General features: G+C 64.9%; 14 protein-coding genes. 10 read left to right on the forward strand and 4 right to left on the reverse strand.

Annotation, left to right across the window (positions count from 1 at the left end; all coding sequences use genetic code 11):
* Positions 1-63: 63 nt before the first annotated feature.
* Positions 64-2,340 (reverse strand): TonB-dependent receptor, encoded by a 2,277-nt coding sequence (locus CDQ91_RS08880; protein ID WP_088472371.1) that lies wholly within the window; start codon positions 2,338-2,340, stop codon positions 64-66.
* Between the two features lie 411 nt (positions 2,341-2,751).
* Between CDQ91_RS08880 and leuC the strand changes: the two genes are divergently transcribed.
* Positions 2,752-4,170 carry a 3-isopropylmalate dehydratase large subunit gene (leuC, locus tag CDQ91_RS08885; RefSeq protein ID WP_088472651.1) on the forward strand — a complete coding sequence of 473 codons (1,419 nt, stop codon included), beginning with the start codon at positions 2,752-2,754 and terminating at the stop codon, positions 4,168-4,170.
* On the opposite strand, the gene leuD is transcribed toward leuC, so the two are convergent.
* Positions 4,167-4,751: a 3-isopropylmalate dehydratase small subunit gene (leuD, locus tag CDQ91_RS08890; RefSeq protein WP_088472372.1), complete on the reverse strand. Its 585-nt coding sequence runs from the start codon at positions 4,749-4,751 to the stop codon at positions 4,167-4,169. The genes leuC and leuD overlap by 4 nt on opposite strands.
* Positions 4,752-4,942: 191 nt before the next feature.
* Between leuD and CDQ91_RS08895 the strand changes: the two genes are divergently transcribed.
* Positions 4,943-5,452 (forward strand): MarR family winged helix-turn-helix transcriptional regulator, encoded by a 510-nt coding sequence (locus CDQ91_RS08895; protein WP_237245901.1) that lies wholly within the window; start codon positions 4,943-4,945, stop codon positions 5,450-5,452.
* Between the two features lie 84 nt (positions 5,453-5,536).
* Positions 5,537-6,112 (forward strand): NADPH-dependent FMN reductase, encoded by a 576-nt coding sequence (locus CDQ91_RS08900; RefSeq protein ID WP_088472373.1) that lies wholly within the window; start codon positions 5,537-5,539, stop codon positions 6,110-6,112.
* Here the strand turns inward: CDQ91_RS08900 and CDQ91_RS08905 are convergent.
* Positions 6,109-6,567: a MarR family winged helix-turn-helix transcriptional regulator gene (locus CDQ91_RS08905; protein WP_088472374.1), complete on the reverse strand. Its 459-nt coding sequence runs from the start codon at positions 6,565-6,567 to the stop codon at positions 6,109-6,111. The genes CDQ91_RS08900 and CDQ91_RS08905 overlap by 4 nt on opposite strands.
* A gap of 154 nt (positions 6,568-6,721) precedes the next feature.
* Here CDQ91_RS08905 and CDQ91_RS08910 point away from each other — a divergent pair, with 154 nt between their 5' ends.
* The 6 genes from CDQ91_RS08910 to CDQ91_RS08935 all read left to right on the forward strand — a co-directional run bounded on the left by CDQ91_RS08910 (position 6,722) and on the right by CDQ91_RS08935 (position 13,621).
* Complete coding sequence (locus CDQ91_RS08910) at positions 6,722-8,359, forward strand: long-chain-fatty-acid--CoA ligase (protein WP_088472375.1); 1,638 nt, start codon at positions 6,722-6,724, stop codon at positions 8,357-8,359.
* 243 nt (positions 8,360-8,602) lie between these two features.
* Positions 8,603-9,733 (forward strand): lysophospholipase, encoded by a 1,131-nt coding sequence (locus tag CDQ91_RS08915; protein WP_237245902.1) that lies wholly within the window; start codon positions 8,603-8,605, stop codon positions 9,731-9,733.
* Positions 9,734-10,717: a phosphotransferase family protein gene (locus tag CDQ91_RS08920; RefSeq protein ID WP_088472376.1), complete on the forward strand. Its 984-nt coding sequence runs from the start codon at positions 9,734-9,736 to the stop codon at positions 10,715-10,717.
* The gene (eno, locus tag CDQ91_RS08925; protein ID WP_088472377.1) at positions 10,714-12,012 is read left to right on the forward strand and encodes a phosphopyruvate hydratase; all 1,299 of its coding nucleotides are present in this window, start codon (positions 10,714-10,716) and stop codon (positions 12,010-12,012) included. The genes CDQ91_RS08920 and eno overlap by 4 nt, the downstream gene beginning before the upstream one ends.
* A complete protein-coding gene (locus CDQ91_RS08930) occupies positions 12,009-12,929 on the forward strand; it encodes an NAD(P)-dependent oxidoreductase (RefSeq protein WP_088472378.1) in 921 nt (306 codons plus the stop codon). The genes eno and CDQ91_RS08930 overlap by 4 nt, the downstream gene beginning before the upstream one ends.
* A complete protein-coding gene (locus tag CDQ91_RS08935) occupies positions 12,929-13,621 on the forward strand; it encodes an alpha/beta fold hydrolase (RefSeq protein WP_088472379.1) in 693 nt (230 codons plus the stop codon). Before CDQ91_RS08930 ends, CDQ91_RS08935 begins: the two co-directional genes overlap by 1 nt.
* 121 nt (positions 13,622-13,742) lie before the next feature.
* Here the strand turns inward: CDQ91_RS08935 and CDQ91_RS08940 are convergent, their stop codons facing one another.
* A complete protein-coding gene (locus CDQ91_RS08940; protein ID WP_088472380.1) occupies positions 13,743-14,795 on the reverse strand; it encodes a cobalamin-independent methionine synthase II family protein in 1,053 nt (350 codons plus the stop codon).
* 86 nt (positions 14,796-14,881) lie between these two features.
* On the opposite strand from CDQ91_RS08940, the gene CDQ91_RS08945 reads away from it, so the two are divergent.
* On the forward strand, positions 14,882-16,447 hold the full coding sequence (locus CDQ91_RS08945; protein WP_088472381.1) for a long-chain-fatty-acid--CoA ligase: 1,566 nt from the start codon (positions 14,882-14,884) through the stop codon (positions 16,445-16,447).
* Positions 16,448-16,619 lie beyond the last annotated feature (172 nt).

Here is a 16,619-nt window from a genome sequence, read left to right on the forward strand (position 1 = left end):
CCCAATATCCTTTGACGCGATCGCCCCGCAGCGGCGCATGACGCCGCCGCGGGGCTTTGATCGTCAGAATTTCACCGCAAAGTCGACGCCGAATTCGCGCGGCGGCTGGTAAAATTGCGAGATCGGGGTCGCGCCGGCGTTGGTCGCGCCCGAAATCACCTCCTGATCGGTGAGGTTCGAACCATAGAGGGTGACCTTCCACTTGTCGTCCTGACCCGCGACCGCGATGCTTGCGTTGAGCAGCACGACTTCGTCGCGATAATAGCCGGGAAGATTGCTGCGGCCCCAGGTGTTGAAGCGCGCCGAATAGCGCGCGTCGCTGTGCAGCTTGATCTCGCCGAAACCGGTCGGGATCGCATAGTCGACCGACAGGCTGCCGCTCCACTTCGGCGCATTGGCCAGATCGAGGCCCGACGAATCGGTCGGGACCGCGAAGGTGCCGTTGGGCACGCCGTTGATCAGGATCGGGGTGGCGGGGCCGCACTGGCCGACTTCGGGCGCGCCGTTGGTGAAGACGCCGTTCGTGTCGGCGCAGAAGTCGGTGTAGCGCGCGTGGAGATAGGCGACATTGGCGCCGATGGTCAGCCCGTCCATCGGACGCAGCAGGCTTTCGACTTCAAAGCCATAGATTTTGGCCGCCGCGACATTGGTCGTGATATTTTCGGCGCGGACGGCGCCCATCTTGGTCACCGAGCTTTGCAGGTCGCGGTAGTTGTTCACGAAGCCCGCGACGTTGACGCGCAGCAGGCGGTCGAACAGGTCGGTCTTGGCGCCGACCTCGAACGCATTGACGCGCTCGGGGTTATAGGGACCGACATTTTCGGGGATGGTGCCGCGCGAATTATAGCCGCCGGCCTTATAGCCCTGCGAATAATTGGCGTAGAGCATCACGGCGGGCGAGAAGCGATATTCGGCGGTCAGGCGCGGGGTGAATTCGGCCCATGACGCCTCCAGGCTGCTCGCGAACGACGAAGTCTGGTTGCCGTTCACCCGCACCTGTGTCGCGATGTCATATTTCTTGCGGTCGTGGCTGTAGCGGCCGCCGAGCGACAGCGTCAGCCCCTCGGCCGGATGCGCGTTGACCAGCGCGAACATCGCATAGCTTTCGGTGTCCTGGTGGAGCTGTGCCAGCGTCGTCGTGGTCGGCGTTGCGAGCACCGTGTTGAACTGGCGCCATTTGTCGGTCTGATAGTAAAGGCCGACGACGAAATCGACCGGCTCGCCCGTCGGCGAGACATAGCGCAACTCGCCGCTCTTCGATTCGCCCTTGAAGTCGCGGGTCACGTCGAGCTGCGGCGCCGGGGTGATCAGCCCGTCAAAGTCGCCGCGCGTCAGATAGGTGAGGTGGCGATAGCCGAGCACCGAGGTGATCGTGCCGTAACCGACGTCGAGGTTCGAGGTCCACGACCCGCCATAGGTTTCGGTGTTGGCGATCGGATCGAACAGCACCGCCGATTTGCGGACATCGGTCTTCACTTCATTGGGCAGCAGGTCCCAGTTTGGGTCGCCATTGTCGAGGACGTGCGGCGCGGGGCCGGTCGTCTTCTGCTTCAGCCAGTCGGCGACGATCGTCGTGTCGAACGCACCGCCGGCATCATAGGCGAGCGCGCCGCGCACCGATTTGACGTTGCTGCCGTTCAGGCGATTGCCCGTGATGACGTTGCGGCTGTAGCCGTCATAGTCGCGGAAATTGACCGCGACCTTCGCCGACAGCGCGCCGTCGGCGAAATTGCCGGTGTTGACCTTGCCGCGAAACTGCTTGAGCCCGAACGAGCCGATGGTCAGACGCGCCTCGGCGCCGAAATCGTCGGTCGGGCGCGCGGTGATGACGTTGAGCGTGCCGGCGAGATTATTCTTGCCGAACAGCACGCCCTGCGGACCCTTCAATACTTCGACGCGCTCGACGTCGAACAGGTCGAGCATCGTGCTGGAGACGAAGGGGATATAGACGCCGTCGATGATCGTGCTGACCTTGGGGTCGGCATTGGGATCGGGATCCGCCGTGCTCATGCCGCGGATCGAGATCATCGGCACGTTGGCGACGAGGCCCTGCGTCTGGAGGACGACGTTCGGCGCGAGGCCGTTGAGGCTGGTGATGTTGGTGCTGCCGCTGCCTTCGACCATTTCGGCGTTGAACGCCGAAATCGCGATGGGGACATTCTGGACGCTTTCGGACCGGCGCTGGGCGGTCACGAGAATCTCGCCATAGCTGTTGTCGGCGTTGGATGCCGTGTCACCCGATGTCGCCTGATCGGTTTGAGCGTCGCTGGTTTGCGCCTGAACGGGCATGGCGGCGAGCGCCGCAACCGCTGTCGAAATGAACAGAAAACCGGTCTTCATAAATCCTCCCACTTTGGCGGCCGTGTGCTTTCGTCGCCCGCACGCGTTGCCGCGGCGGAATGTGCCTTCACATCCGGCCTCTTCATTTCACAAGAACGGGAGCGGTTGTTGGCCGGGGCCGATATTTCTGTCGGCACAGAATGTCTTTGCATCCTCATCGCGTGCCGCCAGCTTGGTCGCTATCCTTCGTTCCAAGCCCGATGTAGCAGAGAGGAAAAATACTTCAAGTGCTAAGCATTATGATGTTCGCATAACCGAAAACCCCTGAAAACCGCTTGCTGGAGTGGGGTGCATTGGCTTATAGGTTAGATATCTAAGTATTATGTCGCCGCCGTCGGGCGAGGGGCGAGTCAAGGCCGGGGGAGCGTGTCGCGTGCGAAGGAAGGTTGATCTGCGATGGGCGTCCGGCGGATGAAAGCGTCGTCGCCGCGCACATTATACGACAAGATATGGGATGCCCACGCCGTCGCCGAGGATGATGGCGAGACCTTGCTCTATATCGACCTGCACCTGTTGCACGAGGTGACATCGCCGCAGGCTTTCGCCGCGCTTGCAGCGGCGGGGCGCCCGGTGCGGCGTCCGGCGCGGGCGCTCGCGCTGTGCGATCATAATGTACCGACCGAGGGGCAGGCCGCCGGGCCGTCGGGGGTCGCCGACGAGCAGGCGCGCGCGCAGATCGAGATGCTCGCCGCCAATACGGCGCGTTTCGGGATCGAGAATTTTCCGATGGGTGACCCGCGCGGCGGCATCGTCCATGTCGTCGGACCCGAACAGGGGCGCTCGCAGCCGGGGATGACGATCGTCTGCGGCGACAGCCACACCTCGACCCACGGTGCCTTTGGCGCGCTGGCGTTCGGCATCGGCACGTCGGAGGTCGAACATGTGCTGGCGACCCAGACGATTCGCCAGCGCCGTTCGCGCAACATGCGGGTGCTGGTCGACGGCGAACTGGCGCCGCATGTCCATGCCAAGGATCTGGCGCTGCATCTGCTGCGCACCCTGGGCGTCGACGGGGCGACGGGGCATGTCATCGAATATGCGGGCGCGGCGATCCGTGCGCTGTCGATGGAGGCGCGCATGACCTTGTGCAATCTCAGCATCGAAATGGGCGCGCGCGCGGGGCTGGTCGCGCCCGACGACATCAGCTTTGCCTATCTGAAAGGCCGTCCGGCGGCACCGGCGGGGGGTGATTGGGACGCGGCCGTTATGCGCTGGCGTGTGCTGGCGACCGATGCTGGCGCGCTTTTCGACCGGGAGGTGCAGATCGATGCGGCCGACGTTGGGCCGATGGTCAGTTGGGGCACCAATCCGTCACAGGTGATCGGTATCGGCGAGTGCATCCCCGACCCCGCCGCGATGGCCGACGGCGATGACCGGGCCACCGCCGAGCGTGCGCTTGCCTATATGGATTTGATGCCCGGTGCGGCGATTGCCGGACAGCGGCTCGACCGGGTGTTCATCGGCAGCTGCACCAACAGCCGGATCGAGGATCTGCGCGTCGTCGCCGATATTGTGCGCGGCCGCCGCGTGGCGCCGCATATCCGCGCGATGGTCGTGCCGGGGTCAGGGCTGGTGAAACGGCAGGCCGAGGCCGAGGGAGTCGATGTGATCCTGCGCGACGCCGGGTTCGACTGGCGCGAACCGGGATGCTCGATGTGCGTGGGGATGAACTCCGACAGGTTGCAGCCGGGCGAGCGCTGCGCCGCGACGTCGAACCGGAACTTTGAAAATCGGCAGGGGCGCGGCGGCCGGACGCATCTGATGAGCCCCGCGCTGGCGGCCGCGAGCGCTGTTGCGGGGTATATCGCCGACCCCCGGATGCTCGACTAGGCGGCGTCTTCGAAGCGTGTGATCGCGTCGGCGTGGCGCAGCGTCCGGTCGATATCGTCGAGTCCCTCGATCAGGATGCGGCGATCGGCGGCGTCGACGTCGAACAGGATCGTTTCGCCCGACGCGAGCAGGATCTGCTGCTCCTCCAGATCGACCGTAACCGGCGCATATTGTGAAAGCCTGCTTTGTTCGCGCAGCCATGCGCAGGCCTCGTCGGGCAGGCGGATCAGCAGCAGGCCATTCTTGCGTGCATTGTTCGAGAAAATATCGCCGAAGCTTGGCGCGATGACGCAGCGAATGCCAAAGCCGATGAGCGCCCACACCGCATGTTCGCGCGACGAGCCGCAGCCGAAATTGCGATCGGCGACCAATATCTGCGCGTGCCGGCAGGGACCGCGATTGAGGATGAAGTCGCTCTGTTCGCTGCCATCGGCGGCAAAGCGCATCTCCTGAAACAGATGGCTGCCCAGTCCGTCGCGGGTCAGCGCCTTCATGAAGCGCGCGGGGATAATCATGTCGGTGTCGACATTGGTCAGCGGCAGCGGTGCCGCAACGGCCGACAGCCGGGTGAATTTTTCCATAGCATTGCCTCAATAACTTAGTATTCTAAGCATAAGCCATTCGCGGCGTTGTGCAACGAAATTGGCGCGATGGGCGGTTGCCGGCGGTCGATCGCCGCGCGTATCGAAGCATATTGCCGCCCAAATCTTCGCGGCCTAAGGTTCGATAGGCAACGACCAAGTTTGTGGACGGGAACGGCCGAAGGGGAAATATGTTGGCCAAGAAAAACAAAGCCTATCGGCATCCCGCCGAATATTACACCGATCTGGAAAACAGTATCGGCTATCTTTCGCGCATCGTTTTTCGGTCTTTTTCGCGGCTGCTCGAACGCGGGACGTTGACGCAGGATGTGTCGGCGGGTCAGTGGCGTTTTCTGCGGCAGTTGTGGCGCGAGGACGGCATTACCCAGCGCGAATTGAGCGAGCGGGTCGGGATGCGCGAACCGACGACCGTCGTCGCGCTGAAAGGGCTGGAAAAGGCCGGGCTGATCACGCGGACAAAGACCGATGCCGACCGTCGCAAGACCTTCATCTATCTGACCCCGCACGCCAAAAAGCTGGAGCTTGTGCTCGCACCGATGAATGCCGAGGTTCACGAGATTGCGACCCAGGGCATGACCGATGCCGAGGTCGAGCAATTGCAGTCGCTGCTGCGCCGCGTGATCGACAATCTGTCGGATGAAACCCGCAAGCTGTCGGTGCTGTCGGATATCAAAGCCTGATTTCAGGGTGCAGCGCGGGTGGAAAGGATTGCGGACCGGACGAAAAATAGGTTAGCATGCTAATTATTTTGTTCGGGAGGGAAAATGACCAAAATCGCAGTCATCGTCGGCAGTACGCGCGACGGTTCGTTCAACAAAATGCTGGGTGAGCTTGCCGCCGCGAGCCTTGCCGCGCAGGGGGCCGATGTCACCCGGGTCGATCTTTCGACCTTCGACCTGCCGCTCTATTCGGCTGCGCTCGAGGCGGGTGCCTTTCCGCCCGATGCGCTGCGGCTGAAGACTCTTTTCGCCGGGCAGGCCGGGCTGTTGTTCGTGTCGCCCGAATATAATGGCTCGCTACCCCCGCTGCTCAAAAATGCCATCGACTGGGCCTCACGCCCCACCGGCGATGAAGGGCTGGTCGCGCTGACCGCCTATCGCGGCAAGGCGGCGGCGGTCATGTCGGCGTCGCTCAGCCCGTTCGGCGGGCTGCGCGGACTCACGCATTTGCGCCAGATATTGTCGACGATCCAGATGCTGGTGATCCCCGAACAGGTTGCCATCCCCGCCGCCTATGCTGCGTTCGACGAACAGGGGGCGCTCAAGGATGCGTTGCCCGCGTCGCTGGTCGACATGACCACGGGGCGTCTGATCGCGGTTGCGAAGGCGCTCGCGGCCTAGGCGCTGCGCCGCCGTGGCGCCGAGGCGACGAGTTCGATATTGTCACCCCAATCGGCGTCGAGCGCGGCGAGCAGCGCATCGAACTGCGGTTGACCCAGTCGCGCTGCGATCTGGGTCGTCATCGCGTCCATCGCGCGCTGTGCATCCTGGCGCATCCGCGCGCCGAGGTCGGTCAGCGACACGATCATGTGGCGGCGGTCCGCTGGATCGGGTTCGAGCTGAACGATTCCCAGCGTCACCATCTGGCCGATCGTGCTGTGGATTGCCTGCCGTGAAACGCCGATGTTGCGGGCGATATCCGACGGGCGCACGATGCCGCTGACGACATTCGTCATCACCATCGACTGCGGCCGGCTGACGTCAGGCCAGCCATGGTCGTGGAGCCGCGATTGCAGTCCTTCGTCGAGCCAGCAGAAGCGCTGAAAAAGGGCGATGATCAGCTGGTTGGTGCGCATAGGCGGCTGTGGTGTTTCCCTGTTGGCCGGCGAAGCGCCAACGGTATCACGCTAGAAGAAGCGCCGGGTCGAGGCAAGCAAAGCGGCGTTGCAAAGGCAAAATGCTTAGTATACTATCTTTCATGATCGAGCATCCAAGGGAGAGACGGGGCGCATGGACGGGTTGATGCAGAATGTGCCGCTGACGGTCGACCGGATCATCGACCATGCGGCGAGCTGGCACGGTGCGCGCGAGGTCGTGTCGCGCGATGCCGAGGGGCGCGTTACCCGGTCGACCTATGCCGATATTCATGCCGATGCGAAGCGCGTGTCGAACGCGCTCGCCGCCGAAGGCATTGCGCCGGGCGACCGCGTCGCGACGATGGGCTGGAACAGCGGCCGCCATCTCGCCGCCTGGTATGGCGCAGCGGGGATGGGAGCAGTGCTCCACACGCTCAACCCGCGGCTGTTCCTTGAGCAGATCGCCTATATCGCGAATCATGCCGGCGACCGGCTGCTGATCGCCGACCCGGCGACCGCCGAACTGGTCGAACAATTGCTGCCGCAGGTGCCGTCGATCGAAAAGGTGATCTTCTTTTGCGACCGCGCCGCGCTGCCTGAAACCAGCTTTGCCGCGACCGCATTCGACGACTGGATCGCGGGTCAGCCCGCCGAATATGTCTGGGGCGGGTTCGACGAGAATAGCGCCTGCGGGCTTTGCTATACGAGCGGTACGACAGGCAATCCCAAGGGCGTGCTTTATTCGCACCGGTCGAATTACATCCATGCGTTAATGACGCTCCAGCGCGACGCACTGGGGCTGTCGGCGCGCGATACCGTGCTGCTTGTCGTGCCGATGTATCACGCCAATGCGTGGGGGGTCGTCTATTCGGCGCCCGCAGTTGGCGCGAAACTGGTACTGCCCGGGCAGCGGATGGACGGCGAATCCATCTATAATCTGATCGAGGAAGAGGGCGTCACATACTCGGCCGCAGTTCCGACGGTATGGCAGATGCTGCTCCAATATATGCAGGACAATGGCAAACGCTTCACGACGCTGGAGCGGGTGACGATTGGCGGCGCGGCGTGCCCCGAATCGATCGTCCGTACCTTCCGCGACGATTATGGCGTCGATGTCATCCAAGGCTGGGGGATGACCGAAACCTCGCCGCTCGGCACAGTCGCGGTACCCAATGCGGCGGTCGCCGCGATGCCCGACGCCGAGCAAATGGCGTATAAGCTCAAGCAAGGCCGGCTGCTCTGCGGGCTCGAGATGAAGCTGGTCGACGACGACGGCGCGCGCCTGCCCAACGATGGCAAGACCCCGGGGCGGCTGATGATCAAGGGGCCGACGATCGCGGGCGCCTATTATGGCGGCGACGGCGGCGATGTCCTCGATGCCGAGGGCTTTTTCGACACCGGCGACGTCAGCACGATCGACGCGCAGGGCTATATGCAGATCACCGATCGCGCCAAGGACGTGATCAAATCGGGTGGCGAGTGGATCAGCTCGATCGAGATTGAAAATATCGCACTGGGTTATAGCCCCGTCGCGGTCGCTGCGGTTGTCGGCGTCGCGCACCCCAAATGGGACGAGCGCCCGATCCTGCTGTGCCAGCTCAAGCCCGGCGCGAGTGCTGTCGCGAGTGACTTGATCGCCTATCTCGACGGCAAGATAGCCAAATGGTGGATGCCCGACGATGTGCTCTTCGTCGACGAAATCCCGCTGGGACCGACGGGCAAGATCGACAAGCGCGCGATCCGCGCCGGGCTCGATGGCTATGCGCTGCCGTTCGAGGTTTCTCGCGGATGACAGGGCTGGGTTTCGAGCATCGCTCCCGCACGCGAAGCGTAAATAGGATTCGCGCAGAGGCGCAGAGATCGCAGAGATTCGGGTTTATGCGGAGGCGCGGAGGTGTGGAGCAGGCAAGAGATTGGCGGCTTCGCCGCTCCTATTCTCTCTTTCTCTGCGATCTCTGCGCCTCTGCGCGAATCTCTTTCGGAGCCGCCGCGCCCCGCAATCGCACAATTTGACAATCGATAATCAGGAGAGACGATGATGGACCCCAACGGGAACGAAGGACTGGACGCGCAATTTGTCGGACTGGTGTCGCCGACCGCGCCGCGCATTCAGGCGGGCGGGCATCCGTGCCAGGGCATTTACTGGACGAAATCGGGCACGCGGCCCAAGGTTGCGATCATCGCGACCCATTATAATGTCGATTTCTCCGAACATTATATCGCACCTTATTTTGCGCGGCAGGGCTTTGGTTTCCTCGGCTGGAACACCCGCTATCGCGGGGTCGAGGATCAGTTCCTGCTCGAACATGCGGTGCTCGACATCGGCGTCGGGATGAAGTGGCTCAAGGAAGTGGCCGGGGTCGAACAGATTGTCATCCTCGGCAATTCGGGCGGCGGGTCGCTGATGGGCGCCTATCAGGCCGAAGCGATCGCGCCAACGCTGACCGACCGGCTGCCGTCGGTGGGTCAGGACGCGCTGGCGCAGCTGATCAAGGGCGACCTCTATATCTCGTTCAACGCGCATCAGGGTCGCCCCGAAGTGCTGACCGACTGGATGGACCCGTCGGTGATCGACGAGAATGATCCCACCCTGACCGACCCCGAACTCGACCCGTTCAACCCCGACAATGGCCCGCCCTATTCGGCTGCCTTCATCGAGAAATATCGCGCCGCGCAGCGCGCGCGCAACCAGCGCATCACCGATTGGGCAAAGGCCGAACTCGTGCGCCTCAACGACGCGGGCATCCCCGACCGCATCTTCCCGATGTTCCGTTGCTGGGGCGATATTCGCTGCGTCGATCCGTCGATCGATCCGTCGGACCGCAAGCCCAACTGGTGCTATCGCGGCGACCCCGCGATCGCCAACCGCACGCCCAGCATCGGCCGCGCGAACACGATCAAGACCTGGCTCAACATGTGGAGTCTCGAAACCTCGCCGTGTCAGGGCGCGCCGCACCTCGCCAAGCAGAACACCCCGGCGCTGGTCGTTCAGGGCACCGCCGACACCGGCGTCTTCCCCAGCGATGCGCGCAAGATCTTCGACTTCCTGGGTACCCAGGACAAAAAGCTCGAACTGATCCCTGGCGCGCATTATTTCGAGGATTCGATCGAAGAGCGTCAGACCGCCGCCGATCTCGTCGGCAGCTGGATCCGGGAGAAGCTGTAAATGGAGCAGGCCGACGCCGATATCATCGCAGAATTGCGCGGCGCCGGCCTGATCGGTGAGGGCGATGTCGTCCTCGAGCCGCTGACCGGCGGCGTGTCGTGCGACGTGTGGAAGGTCGAGACGCCAACGGGACCGATCGTCGTCAAGCGGCCGCTGGCGCAATTGCGCGTCGCGGCCGAATGGCTCGCCCCGGTCGAGCGTGGGACAAGCGAAGTGCGCTGGCTCCGCCGCGCACGCGGGGTCGACGCACGGCTCGCGCCCGAAGTGCTCGCCGAGCTGCCGACCGGCCACGCCTTTGCGATGCGCTTCCTGCCCGGTTGTCCGGTGTGGAAGGACGAGCTGGTCGCGGGGCGCGTCGATGCCGGTTTCGCCGCCGCGGTGGGGAGCGGGATCGCCGCGGTCCACGCGGCGACGGCGCACAACGACGCCGACCGCGACGCCTTTCCCAACGACGACATGTTCCGCGCGCTACGCATCGATCCCTTTCTGCTTTATGTCGCCGAGAATGACGCCGAACTTGCACCGCACCTGCGCGCGCTGGCGGGCGATCTCGCGGGGCGCAAGATCGCGCTCGTCCATGGCGATGTCAGCCCCAAGAATATTCTCGTCAGCGCCGAAGGCCCGGTCATTCTCGACGCCGAATGCGCGGTTTATGGCGATCCGGCGTTCGACCTCGCTTTCTGTACCACGCATCTGCTGCTCAAGGCGGTGTGGCTGGACGACGCGCGCCTGACCGAGGCCGCGACTGCGCTCGTTGCCGCCTATCGCGCCGGAATCGATTGGGAAGACCCCGCCGACCTGTTGCTCCGCGCGGGCCAGCTCACCGCCGCGCTGCTGCTCGCGCGCGTCGAGGGCAAGTCGCCCGCCCCCTATCTCACCGACCCCGAACATCAGCGCATCGTGCGCGAACAGGCGCGCGCGCTGATTGCCGCGCCGTCGCCGATCGACGCGCTCGTCACCCATTGGAAAAGGATAGTTGCATGACCTCGCGTATCGCCTCCGTCACCGGCCGCCAGCTTTGGGATTCGCGCGGGCGCCCGACGGTCGAGGCCGAGGTCATCCTCGAATCGGGCGCCGTCGGACGCGCCATCGCCCCCGCCGGCGCATCGCGCGGCGCGCATGAGGCGATCGACCTGCGCGATGGCGGCACGGCGTATGGCGGCTTCGGCGTCAACGGCGCGGTCGCGGGCATCGGTGCGGAGATCGCCCCGGCGCTCACCGGCATGGACGCGCGCGATCAAGCCGCGGTCGATGCCGCGCTGTGCGCGCTCGACGGCACTCCGAACAAGGCGCGGCTCGGCGCCAATGCCGTCGTTGCAGTATCGATGGCGGTGCTCCACGCCGCTGCGGCGCATGCGCGCGAGCCGCTGTGGCGCTATCTCGCGAACGGCGCCAAGGTGCGTATCCCGCTCCCCGAAATCCAGATTTTCGGCGGCGGCGCGCATGCCGGACGCCGCACCGATGTGCAGGACTTCATGGTCATGTGCCCGAAGGCGGGCAGCTTCCGCCGCGCGCTCGAAATCACCGACGATGTCTATCGCGCCGCGGGCAAGCTGATGGAAGCGAAGGGGCCGCTTACCGGGGTTGCCGACGAGGGTGGCTGGTGGCCGAACTTCAGCTCGAACGAGGATGCGCTCGATACGCTGACCCGCGCGATCGAGGCGAGCGGGCACCGCGCGGGCGACGAAGTCTATATCTCGCTCGACATCGCCGCGAACGAACTTGGCGACGCGTCGGGCTACAGCCTGGCGCTCGACGACGGTCGTCTGACGAGCGAGGAAATGGCGGCGCGGATCGTCGAATGGGCGAAGCGCTATCCGATCCTGTCGATCGAGGATCCGGCGGGGCAGGACGACTGGGCGGCGATGGCGGCGGTGACCGCAGCGATCGGCGACCGGGTCCAGATCATCGGCGACGATGTGCTGGTGACCAATGCCGATCGTGTCGAACGTGCGGCCGAAGCGGGCGCGTGCAACGCCGCGCTGATCAAGGTCAATCAGGTCGGCACGGTGACCGAAGCAAAAGCCGCGCTCGACGCCGCCGTGGCGCGCGGCTGGGGCGCAATCGTCTCGGCGCGTTCGGGCGAGAGCGAGGATGTCACCATCGCGCACCTCGCGACCGGCTGGAACGCCGGGCAGCTGAAGGTCGGCAGCTTCACGCGGTCCGAGCGCATGGCGAAGTGGAACGAGATGTTGCGGATCGAAGAATCGCTGGGCGCCGAAGCCGATTATGCCGGGGCCTCGGCCTTTGCCGCACCGATCGCGGCCACGCTCGCATGATCGTCCTCCACGCTCGCCCAAGCCCCGGTTTCTGCGCCGCAGTCGATGCCATTTTCGGCCCCGGCGTGGTGACGCATGTCGACGAGGCGGCGTCGCTCGATGGTGTCGCGGGCGAGATCACCGCTTTGCTCCATGTGCTGACCCCGGTGACCGCCGACTTCATCGCCTCGGCGCCGAAGCTCAAACTGATCCAGAAACTCGGGGTCGGAGTGAACACGATCGCGCTCGACGCCGCACAGACGCACGGCGTCGCGGTGTGCAACATGCCCGGCACGAACAGCCAGGCGGTCGCCGAAATGGCGCTGTCGCTGATGATGGCGGTGCTGCGCCGGACCTGCTTCTTCGACGCGCGCACCCGCGCCGGAGAAGGCTGGACCGCCGATCCGTCCGAACTCGATAGCGTCGGCGAAATTGCCGGGCGCACCGTCGGCCTCGTCGGCTTCGGCCATTCGGCGCAGCTGCTCGCCCCCGTCCTCGCGGCGCTGGGCGCGAAGGTCGTTTACACCGCGCGCAGCGCGCGCGACGCGCCCTATGAATTTTGGCCGCTAGGTCGGCTGGTTGCCGAGGCCGATATCGTCTCGCTGCACATCCCGCTGACCGACGAGACACGCGGAACCATCGACCCGTTCGCGATGAAGCCCGGCGCGCTACTCGTGAACACCGCGCGCGGCGAGCTCGTTGACGAGGCGCGGCTGGTCGATGCGCTGGCGTCGGGGCATTTGCGCGGCGCCGGGCTCGATGTGTTCGCCGCAGAACCGCTGCCGGCCGGCCATCCGCTGCTCGCGCAGCCCAATGCCGTTCTCGCGCCGCACATCGCGTGGCTCACGCCCGAAACGCTCGTGCGGAGCCTCAACGTCGCCCATGAAAATTGTCGCCGTCTCGCCGCGGGCGAGGCGCTCTTACATCAGGTGATCTAATGTCGCTTCCCATCGTCCTCATCACCGGCCAGCTTCTGACCGACGCGGTGTGGCAGCCGCTGCTCGATATGTGGGCGGACCGCGAAGTGATTGTCGCCGATAACCGCAGCGACGATACGATCGAAGGTTTCGCACAGCGCCTGCTCGACAATGCGCCCCCGAAATTCGTCCTCGTCGGCCATGCGCTGGGTGGCTTTGTCGCCTTCGAGGTGATGCGCCGCGCCCCCGAACGCGTCGCCAGGCTCGCGCTGATTTCGACGCTCGCGTCGGCCGATGGTCCGGCGCAGACTGCGCGGCGGCAGGGCTATATCGATCTTGTGACAAGCGGCCAGTTCGATCAGGTGGTCGAGGAACGCATCCCGATCCTCTTCCCCGAGCATAAGCGCAGCGACGCGCGCCTGCTCGGCATCGCGCGCCAGATGGCGGCCGATACCGGCGCCGAAACCTTCCTCGCGCAGCAGCGCGCGATCATGGCGCGGATCGACAGCCGGCCGCGGCTCGGCGAGATTGCGGTGCCGACCCTGCTGATCTGGGGCGAGCAGGACGGCATCACCAGCCGCGCGCATCATGACGAGATACTGGAAGCGATCCCCGGCGCGCGGCTCGAGGTCGTGCCGGGTGCGGGGCATTTGCCGACGGTCGAGGCGCCCGAGGTGGTGGCGGCGCTGCTGACCGAGTTTATCGATAACTAATCCCCTCCCGCTTGCGGGAGGGGCAGCGAGGCTTGCCAGCTTGCTGGCTAGCCGCAGCGGGGTGGGCAGATGCGACGTCGCTGGCCCACCCCCGACCCCTCCCGCAGGCGGGAGGGGAGAATTACTTCAGCTCCGCGCGCACCATCGCGGCGCCGTCGACCATCGCCTTCAGCTTGGCCTGCGAATGTTCGCGGCTGTGATATTTCATCCCGCAATCGGGGGCGATCCACAGGCGTTCGGCGTCGATATAGCGCAGCGCCTCGCGGATGCGGCCCGCGACGACTTCGGGGGTTTCGACTTCGGGGATCGACAGGTCGAGCACGCCGTACATGATCGTCTTGGTCGGCAGTTCGGCGAGGATCGCGGGGTCGAGCCCCGGCTGCGCCGCCTCGATCGAGATCACGTCGATCGCGGATGCTTCGAGTTCGGCGAGGAAGTCATAGGCCTTGGGCTTCGCCTTGGTCGAACCCGCGCCATGGTGCACCATCGCATAGCCGAAGCAGATGTGGAGCGCGGTCGTGCCGTCGACGCCGTCGAGCGCGCGGTTGATCGCCTCGATCGCATAATATTCGGCCTCGTCGGCCCGCGCCTGCAAATAGGGTTCGTCGAGCTGGACGACATCGACCCCGGCGGCGAACAAATCCTTCACCTCGGCATTGACCGCGTCGGCATAATCCATCGCGAGCGATTTCGCGTCGGGATAATAGCCATTCTCGGCCTGCTGGGTCATCGTGAACGGGCCGGGCAGGGTGAGCTTCACCGGCTTGGTCGAATGGCGGCGCAGGAAGGCGGCGTCCTGCGCCTCGATCGGCGCGATGCGGCGGATCGGGCCTGAGACCAGCGGCACCGGGTTCGATTTGCCGGTGCGGTCGACCGCGCTGCCATGCTTGTCGGGATCGATCCCCGAAAGCGCGGTCGCGAGGCGGTTCGAATAGCTTTCGCGGCGCATTTCGCCGTCGCCGACGATGTCGATCCCCAGCTCCTCCTGATCGCGTATCGCCATCAGCGTTGCCGCTTCCTGCGCATCGGCGAGCCAGGGCGCGGGGATGCGCCACAGCGTCTCGGCACGCACCCGCGGCGGCAGGCTGGCCTTCAACCGTTCGCGATCGATCAGCCAGTCGGGTTGGGGATAGCTTCCGACGATAGTCGTTGGCAGGATCGGGTGCTTAAACAAGGCTTGTCCTCTCGATTTTTGGGCTGGCCAAACATTTGCTTAGTATTCTATCTAATTCAAGTTGAAAACGAAGCTGGGAGAGCGAAATGATCGATCTGGACGCCATTCGGATGTTGTCGGACATTCCGGCGGCGCAGGCGCGCGCGCGCGGTGACGCGATTGCCGTGAAGTTCGGCGCCCGCGAAACGAGCTTTTCCGCGCTCGATGCGCAGTCGAACCGCGTCGCCAACGCGATGGTCGCGGCGGCCATCGTGCCCGGCGATCGGGTGTCGGTGCTCACCAAGAATCACGACGCCTGGTATCCTTTATTCTTTGGCACCGCGCTGGCCCGGGCCTGCCTCGCGCCGATCAACAATCGGCTGGCGGCGGGCGAAATCGGCTTCATCCTCGGCGATGCGGCACCCAAGCTATTGTTCGTCGGCGAAGATTTCTTCGACCTCGCGCTGGCGGCCGTCGCCGATCTGGACGCACCGCCGCGGCTGGTCGCGCTTTATGGCGAGCATCCGGCGTTCGAAGCGTTCGGGGCGTGGCTCGGCGATGCCGCCGCGACGCCGCTGGGCCAAAGCCCCGACCTCGAAGACGACGTCCTTCAGCTTTATACCAGCGGCACGACGGGGCGCCCCAAGGGGGTCGTTATTGCCAACCGCAACTATCGCGCCTTCATGGAGATGGCGACCCAGATCAATGGCTTTGGTTATGAGGTCGACGAGACGGTGATGATCATCATGCCGCTGTTCCACGTCGCGGGCACCAACGTCAGCTTTTCGGGACTCGCGCAGGGCGGGCGGCTGGTGCTGGTCAAGGATTTCGCGGCCGACGATGCGATCCGCATGATCGAGGAGGAAAAGGTCGCGCACGCCTTTCTTGCCCCCGCGATGATCCAGATGATGTTGCAGCAACCCGGTGTCGGCGAGCGCGATTATTCGGCGTTGCGCACGATCGCCTACGGATCGTCGCCGATCGCCGAGGATGTGCTGCGCCGCGCGCGTGCGACCTTTGGCTGCGGTTTCGTGCAATTTTACGGGATGACCGAATCGGCGGGCGGGGGGACGTTTTTGTCGCCGTCGGCGCATGACTTGCCGGGCAAGCTGACCTCGTGCGGCAAGCCGTGGCCGGGGGTTGATGTCGCGATCCTCGATGCCGAGGGCCAGCCGCTGGGCGACGGCGCGATCGGTGAGATCGCGATCCGCGGCGGTATCGTGATGAAGCAATATTGGCAGCGCGATGCCGCGACCGCCGAAACGGTAGTAGGCGGCTGGCTGCTGACGGGCGACGTCGGCTTTCGCGACGCCGACGGCTATTATTTCGTCCACGACCGGATCAAGGACATGATCGTGTCGGGGGCGGAGAATGTCTATCCGGCCGAGGTCGAAAGCGCGATCATGGGCTGCCCCGGGGTCGCCGATGTCGCGGTGATCGGGATTCCCGACGACCGGTGGGGCGAGGCGGTGAAGGCGCTGATCGTGGCAGCGCCGGGCGAGAGGCCCGATCCCGCCGAGGTCATCGCGTGGGCGCGGGCGCGGATCGCGGCCTATAAGGTGCCGAAGAGCGTCGAGTTCATCGACGCATTGCCGCGCAATCCGTCGGGCAAGGTGCTGCGGCGCGAACTGCGCGCACCCTATTGGGAAGGCCGCGATCGCGCGGTGGGGTAGAGGGCATTTGAGATCAGATCCTCCCTGTCGCGAAGCGATGGGGAGGTGGCAGTCGCCGCAGGCGGCTGACGGAGGGGCTTTGGCGCTGACGTTGCGGCCCCTCCACCACCGCTTCGCGGCGGTCCCCCTCCCCATCGCTTCGCGACAGGGAGGAAATGTCCGAGACAGTCTA

The organism is Sphingopyxis witflariensis (genome assembly GCF_002205635.1).
Taxonomy (GTDB): Bacteria; Pseudomonadota; Alphaproteobacteria; order Sphingomonadales; family Sphingomonadaceae; genus Sphingopyxis; species Sphingopyxis witflariensis.